The organism is uncultured Wocania sp. (assembly GCF_964021735.1).
Lineage (GTDB): Bacteria > Bacteroidota > Bacteroidia > Flavobacteriales > Flavobacteriaceae > Wocania_A.
On the sequence record NZ_CAXIBN010000002.1, the window covers coordinates 41,672 to 53,467 of the forward strand.

Genomic DNA, 11,796 nt, shown 5'->3' on the forward strand with positions numbered 1-11,796 from the left:
TTTCATTCAGAAAGTATCGAAAATTGACTTTAACTTTTTTATTTATAGTATTATTTAGCTCATTATTTTCTTTTTCACAATCAAAACCATTTAAAATTTCAGGAACTTTAATTGATAAAGACACCAAAACTCCTGTTGAGTCTGCCACTGTTTATTTAGAACAGGTTAAGGACAGTAGCTTAATAACCTATACCATTAGCAACAAAATTGGGAAGTTTACTTTAGAAGGAAGCGCACACAACAAACAAGCCATATTAAATATTTCTTATTTAGGCTATAAATCAATTACGAAACAACTCAACTTTACAGGAAATCCCATACTGTTAGACTCTATTTTTTTAGAAGAAAATCATAATCTTTTAAATGAGGTGCTTGTTAAGTCCAGAGCACCGATAACCATAAAAAAAGACACGATAGAGTTTAATGTAAAATCGTTTAGAACAAAAATGGATGCCAATGTTGAAGATTTATTAAAAGTGCTTCCAGGAGTTGAAGTGGATGTTGATGGAGGTATAAAAGTAAATGGAAAAGTGGTAAATAAAATACTGGTAAATGGAAAACCTTTTTTTAGTAACGACCTCACAATTGCTACCCGAAATTTAAATAAAGATATGATTGAAAAGGTACAGATTTCTGATACAAAAACAGATATTGAAGCTTTTACAGGAGAAAAAGCAAAGTCAGATGCTAAAACAATTAACTTAACCGTTAAAAAGGAAAATAGTAGAAGTGTCTTTGGAAGATTGTCTCTTGGTGGCGGTACAGATGAACGTTATGAACTTGCTGGAATGCTTAATGTTTTTAATGACAAACAACGTATTAGCGTTTTAGGAGGAGGTAATAATATTAACTCGCCTGGATTTAGTTTTGGAAGTGTCGGTAGAATGGCAAGGGGTGGCTCTCAAGGTATTCTTACATCTAAAAATGCGGGGATTAATTATGCAGATAAATATGGAAAAGCTACCGATGTTTCAAGCGATTATTTTTATTCTAGTAGCGATTCAGAAAATAAAACAACCGCTAATACAGAATATATATTACCAGATACACGCTTTTTTACCGAGTCCAGTTCAAGTTCAATAAATTATAATGACAACCATCGGGTTAACTCAGAATTTAAATTAGAAACAGATAACAATATATTGGTAACGGTAAAGCCATCATACAATGTTAGTAATTCTAACGCCATCTATAATAGCAAAGAAAAATCGAGAGACGACAATAATGTACTGACAAATGAAGCGAATGCATCATCCTTTGGAGATACCAAAACAACTAATTTCAGTAATAATTTTACTTTTATAAAACGCTTAAAAAAAGAAGGGCGTTTTATTATGATTCGTTTAAACAACGATATTGGAACCTCATCATCTAATACTTTATTTAATTCTAACACACTATTTTATGATGAAAATCCTTCAGATCCAGCCAATCCTGTTATATCTGATGAAATTGTTAGAGACCAATTAAGAGTTGGAGATTCAAAAACAAATAATGCATATATGAGTATTGGTTACAGTCGTATTCCTATTAGCAAGCATTTAGGTTTTAATATAGTTTACAATTATTTAAATAATAAAAGCGAGAATAAATTGAGTTCTTTTAATAAAGACACCAATAACAGCTATACAGTTCTTGATGCCGATTTAAGTACAAATTTTAAGTATAAAGATGAAAGTAATAAACTTACTTTGCATTTTGAGTATCAAAAGGATAAGTTATACTTTTCTTTTGATCCTATTTATACTTTAAGAACTTTAAGTAGCACTGATGCACTACGACCAGTATTAAATAATAAATTTAATTTTAATAATTTTGAATATTATAATCAATTCAGGTATACCTTTAGTAAACAGTCAAGATTGGATATAAGTTATATATTACTTAATAGTGCACCAGAGCCATCACAGTTGCAAGCTTTTGATAATATTTTAAACCCATTAAATAGGGTGATAGGAAACCCCTATTTAAAATTAACCAATAACCATGAAGTAAAGCTTTCTTTTAATAATAATATTGTACAAAAACAAGCTAATATAAATGCAGGTATTACAGCAAATTTTAAAAACAACCAAATAATTTCTAAATCTACTATAGATGATGATTTGATAAGAACCACAACTTTTGAAAATGTAAAAGGTAATTATAATGTTAATGCCCATGTTGGTTACCATAAAAGCATTAGGCTAGATAGCTTAAAATCGCTTGCTTTACAATTAGGTATGGGGTCGAGCATTAATAGAAATGTAAATTTTAACAATGATGTTAAATATTCAAGTATGGTAAAAACTATCTTTCCAACTATAGGCTTAAATTTTTACTGGAGAGATGTAGTGATGTTTAATCCTAGTTATAGTTTATCATTTACCAATAATTCATACAATTTACAAGGGTTTAATGATGAAGCGTTTGCCTTTCATTCATTTAACTTACATACGCAAACTACTTTTTATAAAAAACTTCAATTTAGCAACAATGTGTCTTACAGTTATAACCCAAATATTGCTGATGGTTTTCAAAAAAGTGCTTGGTTTTGGAATGCTACTTTAGGATATTCTGTTTTTAAAGATAAGGGTATTATATCTATTAAAGCTAACGATATACTTAAGCAAAATACCAATGCACGTCGTATAGCAACAGCTAATTATATTCAAGATTCGCAAAGCACTGTCTTACAACAATATTTTATGTTAAGCTTTAGTTGGAAGTTTAATTCGGCTAAAGCCAAAAGTGATCACGGTGTACCCCCACCCCCACCTACTGCTTATTAATTTTATATACAATACTTATAATATATTTTTATTAGAAGTAGTTTGGTATTAGTTTTTAAATTAACAATTTAAACTACTTAATTTGAAACACACTGTTGTTTTTAATATTTTATACTCCGCTAATTATGAGCGTTTTATATCTAAAAGTAAAACAAATTTCGACAATTTTTCTGATAAATTTAAATAGTATTAAAGATTAAACATATACTATCTATGCAGAGTTTCTACTGGCATTAATATTACCAAAAAGCGAGCGCGTTACTATTTTTTCAAATATTTTCTTTTCTTCATTATCATCACCAACACCAGCTTTTTCAAGTTCTTGAATTTTTTTAAGCGCATATTGTTGTATGGTTAGTAATGGTAAAACAATCGATTCTCTAACTTCAATGGATGCCTTCCCAGAAGGCTCATTCTCCATTAGGGCTTTATAACCTGTAAGTTTTAAAAGGAGTCTTTTAGTTGTGATATATTCATCGTAAATAATATTCCAGAAATTGCCAAATTCTTCATCTTTAGACATGTATTTTGTTAAATCGAAGAATGATTTCGTTAAAGACATCATACTATTTTCTAATAGCGTTTTAAAGAATTTTGAGTTGTTATAAAGGGCTTCAACTTTATTGAAATCACCAGCATCTTCGTACTTTTTAAGGGCCGTACCAACACCAAAAAAACCAGGGACATTTTGTTTTAATTGGCTCCAAGAACCCACAAAAGGGATCGCTCTTAAATCTGAAAACACTAACTTATCTGAGGTTCCTCTTTTTGATGGTCTACTCCCAATATTTGTTTTTGCGTAGTATTTTAAAGTACTCATACGCTCTAAATAAGGAATAAACATGGGATGACTTTTAAAGTCTTTGTATGTTTTATAGCTGATTTCTGCTAAATCGGTCATAACCACTCTGTCATCATCAGATAATTTATTGTGATTTCCAGAAATCCTATTATCAATACCAGAGCTAATAAGTTGTTCTAAGTTGTATTGTGACGAATCTAACGTGCCAAAATTAGAGCTAATGGTTTGTCCTTGTATAGTAAGCTGCACTTCTTTATCTTCAATAGTAGAACCTAAAGATGAGTAAAATTGATGTGTTTTTCCACCTCCTCTAGCAGGTGGACCACCTCGACCATCAAAAAATATAGCTGTAATGTCATATTTTCTAGACATTTCGGTTAGCAATTCTTTAGCTTTAAAAATACCCCAATTTGCCATTAAATAACCACCATCTTTTGTGCCATCTGAAAACCCAAGCATAATAGTTTGTTTATTTCCTCTGCTTTTTAAATGCGCCTTATAAACAGGGTTTGTATAAAGTTGCTCCATAACCGCTGGCGCATTTTCTAAATCGGTAATAGTCTCAAAAAGAGGCACAACATCAACAGTTAATTTATCTTTAAAAGCTACTATTTTAAGCATTGCAAAGAGTTGCATAACATTTAAAGCGGTTTGGTTGTTGCTTATAATATATCGATTTGCTCCTTGTTCGCCATTGGTGGTTTGAATGTCTTTTATAGCTTCAATAGTTTTTAAAGTATTACTTACCATTTCATCTTCAAAAGCATCAATATTTATAGATTCATTTTTTACTTCAGATAATATTTTAATTTGTTCTGCTTCAGATAATTCATTGTAATTTTTTGGAAAAGATTGGCTTCCGTTTTCAATTAAATGATCTATTACTGTTGTAAATACAGAATGATGAATTCTACTATCTTGTCTAATATCTAAGGTTGCAAAATAATACCCAAATAGGTGAATTCTGTTTATTAAATTATTTATTTCACCAACGTATAACGATTGGTGTTCTTTAACAATAAGGTTTCTTATACTTAATAATTCTTTTATAAGTTCTTTTGAAGAAATGGTTTTTTTGGTTTTTAAATTGATGCTATAATTATATAAGATAGTTTCTAACTTGATAATCCGTTCTTCAACACCTTTAAAGGTAAGTTTACGTCTTAAATCTTTAAGATCCCCATAGTATTTTTTAAGAATCGCTTTTTTTAATTTATTAGCAACTTTTATAGTAGTTTTTGGTTTAACAAATGGGTTTCCGTCTCGGTCTCCACCAGGCCAAAAGCCAATATTTATAATTTCGTTGTGTTTTTTACCATCATCGTAAATGTTTTGTTGGATGTAATTATAAATTTCTCCAAACGATGTATAAAACACATTTTCTAAATACCATATTAAACTTTTTGCTTCGTCGTATGGTGTTGGTTTTTCGCGTTTAAAAAAGGGTGTTTTTCCTAATTGCGCGAATAAATTATTAATTTCAGAAAGATTATTATCTTTTATGGCTTCAGTTAAATCGGTTATAATTCCTAAAACCGAACCCGGGTAAAATTGCGTAGGATGCGCTGTTAAAACGATACGAACTTTAAATTCTTCTAAGTAAGTTTGTAAATCTTCTAGCCTGTTTTCTGCAATAGCAGTTTCTTTAAGGTTTCTTAAAGTACCAATACCTTCCATATTATTTACAATAGGGAATGCGGCATCTTCAATAGCATCAAACAAAACCACTTGTCTTTCAATATATTGTATAAAACGAAATAATAGATTTATTTGACTTTGTTTGTTTCGACGCGCTTGGTATTTTTTGAAAAAAGTATCTACAATGGTTGTAGGGTCGTCTTCATTTGCAAAACCTTTTTTACAGGTTTCATGAAATAAAGGTAGCAACACTCCTGTTTTTGTAATTGTATCGAAGGGTAATGTCATAAATATACTATTGTATATTTGGTATTTAGACAATACGTTTTGCTTAAATCGTGTTAATTTTGGCTCTACAGACATAATATCAATCTAATGAAAATTAACTGTAAAAATACTAAAGCTTAAATGAAACAGCATAGGTGCGTGTAAGTTTTATCAATTTTTATAGTTTGATAGATTCTAATTAAGAATAATTAAAAAAAACAGACACGATCCATGTATCTTTCTAATGGTATTAAAAAGACGATTTTGATTTATTCATTATTTAGAATATGATATATGTCATGTTCTATACTGGTTGAACAGAATATATTTGACGCTTAACAAAACAAGTATGAAAAAAGCACATTCGTTTCATATTCCTGTAATGGGAATTGGTTTTACAATAGATACACCCTTAAAAGTGGCACAGTACGGTATGGATTCGGTAATTTCTTTAGTAGACGATATTTTACTCGAGAAATTAAGGAAAATGTACAGTGAAAAATTTAAAATACCTTATATTGAGATTACAGATAAAATAGACGATTTTAGAGCAAAAAGAATTACTTCATATCTAAATTTAATAAGCGATTTAGCAGATAAAAAGTTTGAATCATTAAAACAGTTAACCACTGAAAAAAGTGATGATTTATCAGCCTATATTAATATGTTACCCGACAGTTCTAAAATAAAGGCTGAATTTAAAAAAATAACGTCTAAAGAATTTCATTTTTCAGACATTAAAAATTGGGTAACTAGCAATTTATCAATGGGCAGTATAGATGTGAATATAATGACCAAAGTAGATAAGGACAATTATAAAAATAGCGAAAAACTACCCACAGAATATAACGATGCCCATGCTGCTTTAAGGGGTTTTGCTAACAGTAAATTAAGTTCTTCTGTAGTGCTTTCCGCAGGAATGAATCCTAGATTGTATAGCTATATGTCTCAATTTAATGATTTTTTCCCTAATGAAAATGGGGTGTTTAAGAAGAAAATTATTTTAAAAGTTAGCGATTATAGGTCAGCATTAATACAAGGTAAATTTTTAGCAAAAAAAGGGTTATGGGTTTCTGAGTATAGAATAGAATCTGGATTGAATTGTGGTGGACATGCTTTTGCTACAGATGGTTATCTTTTAGGACCTGTTTTAGCTGAGTTTAAAGAAAAACGCGAAGATTTAAAAATATCAATTCAAGAATTACTAAATCAGGAATTACAAAATCAAGGACGAATTGTTCCTAAAGCACCATTGCAATTACAAATTTCGGCTCAAGGAGGTGTTGGAACAGAAGAAGAGCATGAGTTTTTGTTAGATCATTATAATTTAGATTCCATAGGTTGGGGCTCACCTTTTTTGTTAGTGCCAGAAGCCACAACAGTAGATGATAAAACTTTAATAAAATTAGCAAAAGCAGAAGAAACAGATTTGTATTTAAGTGATATTTCGCCTCTAGGAGTACCATTTAACAACCTTAAAGATAATACAAAAGATGCTGAAAAGCAGGTTTTAATTGACAAAGGAAGACCAGGAAGTTCGTGCCCAAAAAAGTTTGTAGCGCTTAACAAAGAATTTAAGGAAACGGGTATTTGTACAGCATCTAGAGAGTATCAACATTTAAAAATAAAAGCTTTAAAAGAACAACAGCTTTCTGAAGAAGCCTATGAAAATCAGTATCATAAAATTATCGAAAAATCTTGTACCTGTGTTGGTTTAGGCACATCTGCTTTATTAAAATATAACTTAGATACTAAAGTAGAAGGCGAAGGTGTTTCCATTTGCCCGGGGCCAAATATGGCATACTATTCTAAAGTTATGAGTTTAAAAGATATAACCGATCATATTTATGGAAGAGCTAATATGATAAGCAGAAACGATCGTCCTAACTTATTTGTTAAGGAGTTACACATTTATATTGATTTCTTAAAAAAGAAATTAGACGAAGCTAAAGTGTCTTTTAATAAAAAAGAAGAAAAATATCTTTTAACTTTTACTAATAATATGAAAACAGGTGTTTTATATTATCAAAATTTATTTAAAAGCTTAAAGGATGTATTTGAAGATATTAAAACAACCGCTTTAAATGAATTAGAAAAAAGCGAATTAACTTTAAATGAGATTTATTTAGAAATTAAAAAGTTGTCAGTTGTTTAAGTTTAATAAAAGTTAATTAAGATATTTGTAGAATATTGAAAATTAATAGAATTAAATGGACTTAGTAAAAGAAATAAACCGTTTAAAAAAAGAAAAGAATGCAGTAATTCTTGCACATTATTATCAAGTTCCAGAAATACAGGATATAGCAGACTATGTGGGAGACAGTCTAGGCTTGTCGCAAAAAGCAGCAGAAACCGATGCCGATATTATTGTTTTTGCTGGTGTACATTTTATGGCAGAAACAGCTAAAATTTTAAGCCCAACTAAAACAGTAGTTTTACCCGATTTAAATGCAGGTTGTTCGTTGGCAGATTCTTGTCCGCCAGATGCTTTTAAGGCGTTTACAGAAGCACATCCAGACCATGTGGTAATTACCTATGTAAATTGTTCTGCAGAAATAAAAGCCTTAAGCGATATTGTTTGTACCTCTTCAAACGCATTAAAAATTGTAAAATCTATTCCTAAGGAAACTCCAATTATTTTTGCTCCCGATAAAAATCTAGGAGCTTATATCATTAAAGAAACAGGTAGAGATATGTTGCTTTGGGATGGCAGTTGTATTGTGCACGAAGCTTTTTCAATGGATAAATTAATAGAGCTTCATAAAAAATATCCCGATTATAAAATTATTGCACACCCAGAGTCCGAAGAGCATATTTTAAATACGGCAACCTATATAGGGTCTACTTCTGGTATGATTAATTATGTAAAAGAACACCAAGATCAAAAATTTATTGTAGCTACAGAGGCAGGTATTTTACATAAAATGAAAGAAGAAATGCCTAATACCGAATTAGTGCCAGCTCCTGCCAAAGAAGATAATACCTGTGCTTGTAGTGAATGCCACTTTATGAAAATGAATACGCTTCAAAAATTGTACGATTGTTTGCTTAATGAGTCGCCGCAAATTGAAGTAGATAAAGCTATTATTGAACGCGCTTTATTGCCTATAGAGCGTATGTTAGAGTTATCAAAATAATTTAGAATGATTACCAACTATTTAGTTATTGGTTCGGGCATTGCGGGTTTAACATTTGCAGTTAAGATTGCTGAGAAATTTTCCAATAAAAAAGTTGTTATTGTTACAAAAGCAACCGAAGACGAATCAAATACTAAATATGCCCAAGGAGGTGTTGCTATTGTTTTAGATGAAGAAAAAGATTCATTTAAAAAGCATATTCAAGATACTTTAATTGCTGGCGACGGACTTTGTGATGAGGCTGTTGTTGAAATGGTAATTAAAGAAGGTCCCGAACGATTAAACGAATTACTACATTGGGGAGCGAATTTTGATAAGGATTCTAGTGGAGAATTTAATTTAGGGAAAGAAGGAGGGCACTCCGAATACCGTGTGGTACATTACAAAGACATTACAGGATACGAGATAGAAAGAGCCTTGTTAAATCGCGTACATCAATTACCCAATATTACTTTATTGCCTTATCATTTTGCCATTGATTTAATTACAAATCATCATTTAAAAAAGAATAAGCCAAAACATGATGCATGCTATGGGGCTTATGTCTTTAACCAGAAAGCAGGAACTATTTTTAAAATAAAAGCAGATAGCACATTATTAGCTTCGGGAGGAATAGGTCGTGTGTATGGACATACAACAAACCCTGTAATTGCTACAGGCGATGGTATTGCAATGGCTTATAGAGCTAAAGCAAAAATTACCGACATGGAGTTTGTGCAGTTTCATCCAACAGCGTTGTATGATATTAGAGGAGGGGGCTCCTCTTTTTTAATATCCGAAGCTGTTAGAGGGTTTGGTGCTGTTTTAAGAAATAAAGAGGGGTACAGATTTATGCTAGATTACGATGAGCGCGGAGAATTAGCCTCTAGAGATATTGTATCTCAAAGTATTGATAATGAATTGAAGAAATCTGGAGACACCCATGTTTTTTTAGACTGTACACATTTAGATATCGAAGAGTTTAAATTGCACTTTCCAAATATTTATCAAAAATGTTTAGATCAGCATATTAATATAAAAACAGATTGGATTCCAGTAGTCCCTGCATCTCATTACTTATGTGGAGGTATTAATGTTGATAAAAATGGCAAAACAACTTTAGCTAATTTGTTTGCTTGTGGCGAGTGTAGCAGAACGGGTTTACATGGTGCTAATAGGTTGGCTTCAAATTCATTGTTAGAAGCATTGGTTTATGCTCATAATATTTTTATGTATCATAGTAAACATTCAAGCCAAACTTTAAATTTAGAGATTCCCGAATGGAATGATGAAGGTACCAGTTTCCCCGACGAGCACATCACAATTCAGCATAATCTAAAACAGTTGCAAGCTTTAATGCGAGATTATGTTGGCATTGTTAGAAGTAATAAACGTTTAACCAAAGCCATTAAGCATTTAGATTTAATTTATAATGAGGTTGAAGATTTTTATAAAGAATCTAAAATAACCACTTCTCTTTGCGAATTAAGAAATATGGTTAATGTGGCTCACTTAATTATAACGCAATCTTTAAATAGAAAAGAAAATAAAGGAGGGTATTTTAATTTAAACAATGTAAAAAAATAAAGAGGTGCTAATAAAAAACACCTCTTTTAAAAAATAATATCTTAGTTGTTATTTACCAAGCATTAATAATTCGCTACACACCACTTCTGTTATATAGCGTTTGTTACCATCTTTATCATCATAACTACGCGATGTTAGTTTTCCTTCAATAGCAACTTCTTTACCTTTAGTTACATATTTTTCAATTATTTGAGCCGTTTTTCCCCAAGCAACTACATTATGCCATTGCGTGTCTGTAATTTTTTCACCTTTATTATTGGTGTAACTTTCGTTAGTTGCAATATTAAATTTTGCTAAAATTTTGCCTGATTCTAAATTGATGATTTCTGGATTGTTTCCTAAGTTACCAATCAACTGTACTTTGTTTCTAAGTGTGTTCATAATTTTAAATTTACGTGTTAAACAGTTAATACTATCGAGTTCTTATATTTCGACAGGGCAAATATGCGATGGCTTCCAAAAGTTATTCGGTAATTACTTATTTAAAATCGTTTGTAAATATTTGTAGTCGTTTGTAAACGAATAAATTTTCCTTATATTGGCATCTATATACAACAAAATTCAATTAAAAATGAAATTCAATATTGAAACTGAAAGACTCATCTTAAGGGAATTAAGACAAACCGATTTAGATGAGATGTTTGAGTTAGATTCCAATCCAGAAGTACATAAATATTTAGGAAATAAACCAGTTAAAACTATTGAAGAATCTCAAAAAATATTAGATAGTGTTTTCAATCAATATAAAGAACGCGGTATAGGCAGATTTGCAGCTATTGAAAAGTCTTCAGGCAATTTTATTGGCTGGTCTGGAATACGATTAAACACCGAATATAACATGAATGGTTTTACCAAATATTACGATGTGGGTTACAGGCTTTTACCAAAATACTGGGGAAAAGGCTATGCAACAGAATCTGGTAAAGCTGCAGTTAATTATGCTTTTAATGTTTTAAAATTATCAGAATTATATGCAACAACTGAAATAGGAAATCAAGCGTCGCACCATGCACTTTTAAAAATTGGATTGCATTATATTGAAGATTTTTATTTTGAACAAGAGCAACTAAATTTACGTTGGTATAAAATTGAAAGCCCATAATGGGCATTAATTAAGAAATATTATAAATTTGAATTGATGGAAAAGAAATGTCTGGAATGTGGCGATAAAATTGTTGGCAGAATTGATAAAAAATTCTGTAGTGATGGGTGTAGAAATGCCTATAACAATAATATTAATAAAGACCACAAAAATTTAATTAGAAACACAAATAATAGACTTCGGAAAAATTATAGAATTTTAGAAGCCCTAAATCCAGATCAAAAAACAAAGACCTCGCGAGCAAAACTTATTGAAAAAGGATTTGATTTTAATTACTTTACAAGTATATATACTACAAAAGCAGGGGTTATTTATTATTTTGTATACAACCAAGGTTATTTACCTCTTGAAGGTGATTATTATGCTTTGGTGAAAAGGGAAAATTAAACTGTAACTTTTTTTAAAACAGAGGCACTAATTAAGTGTAAACTAACTTTTAATGAATCTTTAATTTTACCTATGCTGCCCATTATAATTATTCTAGTTATTATAATCATCGCGTTTTGTGTGTAT

Annotated in this window: 8 protein-coding genes; 6 read left to right on the forward strand and 2 right to left on the reverse strand. The window is 30.5% G+C overall.

Going from position 1 to position 11,796, the window contains the following annotated elements:
* Nucleotides 1–23: 23 nt before the first annotated feature.
* Nucleotides 24–2,771, forward strand: a complete 2,748-nt coding sequence (locus AADI82_RS00475; RefSeq protein WP_341214505.1) for an outer membrane beta-barrel protein — start codon at nt 24–26, stop codon at nt 2,769–2,771.
* Nucleotides 2,772–2,982: 211 nt separating this feature from the next.
* On the opposite strand, the gene AADI82_RS00480 is transcribed toward AADI82_RS00475, so the two are convergent.
* A complete protein-coding gene (locus AADI82_RS00480) occupies nt 2,983–5,574 on the reverse strand; it encodes a phosphoenolpyruvate carboxylase (RefSeq protein WP_341214506.1) in 2,592 nt (863 codons plus the stop codon).
* Nucleotides 5,575–5,827: 253 nt separating this feature from the next.
* Here AADI82_RS00480 and AADI82_RS00485 point away from each other — a divergent pair, with 253 nt between their 5' ends.
* Genes AADI82_RS00485 through nadB form a run of 3 tightly spaced genes read left to right on the forward strand, consistent with a single transcriptional unit; the run spans nt 5,828 to nt 10,181 of the window.
* Nucleotides 5,828–7,633 (forward strand): hypothetical protein, encoded by a 1,806-nt coding sequence (locus AADI82_RS00485; protein ID WP_341214507.1) that lies wholly within the window; start codon nt 5,828–5,830, stop codon nt 7,631–7,633.
* A 55-nt stretch (nt 7,634–7,688) separates the two neighbouring features.
* Entirely contained in the window at nt 7,689–8,615 is a 927-nt protein-coding gene (gene nadA / locus AADI82_RS00490; RefSeq protein ID WP_341214508.1) for a quinolinate synthase NadA, read from the forward strand.
* 6 nt (nt 8,616–8,621) lie between these two features.
* Nucleotides 8,622–10,181 carry an L-aspartate oxidase gene (gene nadB, locus AADI82_RS00495; protein ID WP_341214509.1) on the forward strand — a complete coding sequence of 520 codons (1,560 nt, stop codon included), beginning with the start codon at nt 8,622–8,624 and terminating at the stop codon, nt 10,179–10,181.
* 48 nt (nt 10,182–10,229) lie between these two features.
* Here nadB and ssb read toward each other — a convergent pair whose 3' ends face one another.
* Nucleotides 10,230–10,562, reverse strand: coding sequence for a single-stranded DNA-binding protein (ssb, locus tag AADI82_RS00500; RefSeq protein WP_341214510.1), 333 nt, complete (start codon nt 10,560–10,562; stop codon nt 10,230–10,232).
* A 190-nt stretch (nt 10,563–10,752) separates the two neighbouring features.
* Between ssb and AADI82_RS00505 the strand changes: the two genes are divergently transcribed.
* Nucleotides 10,753–11,283, forward strand: a complete 531-nt coding sequence (locus AADI82_RS00505; protein ID WP_341214511.1) for a GNAT family N-acetyltransferase — start codon at nt 10,753–10,755, stop codon at nt 11,281–11,283.
* Between the two features lie 36 nt (nt 11,284–11,319).
* Nucleotides 11,320–11,670, forward strand: a complete 351-nt coding sequence (locus AADI82_RS00510) for a hypothetical protein (protein WP_341214512.1) — start codon at nt 11,320–11,322, stop codon at nt 11,668–11,670.
* Nucleotides 11,671–11,796: the final 126 nt, after the last annotated feature.

Excerpts from the sequence above, each read along its gene's own strand:
- AADI82_RS00480 (WP_341214506.1), bottom strand. The coding sequence starts at position 5,574 with ATGTCTGTAGAGCCAAAATTAACACGATTTAAGCAAAACGTATTGTCT.
- AADI82_RS00485 (WP_341214507.1), top strand. The coding sequence starts at position 5,828 with ATGAAAAAAGCACATTCGTTTCATATTCCTGTAATGGGAATTGGTTTT.
- nadA (WP_341214508.1), top strand. The coding sequence starts at position 7,689 with ATGGACTTAGTAAAAGAAATAAACCGTTTAAAAAAAGAAAAGAATGCA.
- nadB (WP_341214509.1), top strand. The coding sequence starts at position 8,622 with ATGATTACCAACTATTTAGTTATTGGTTCGGGCATTGCGGGTTTAACA.
- ssb (WP_341214510.1), bottom strand. The coding sequence starts at position 10,562 with ATGAACACACTTAGAAACAAAGTACAGTTGATTGGTAACTTAGGAAAC.
- AADI82_RS00505 (WP_341214511.1), top strand. The coding sequence starts at position 10,753 with ATGAAATTCAATATTGAAACTGAAAGACTCATCTTAAGGGAATTAAGA.
- AADI82_RS00510 (WP_341214512.1), top strand. The coding sequence starts at position 11,320 with ATGGAAAAGAAATGTCTGGAATGTGGCGATAAAATTGTTGGCAGAATT.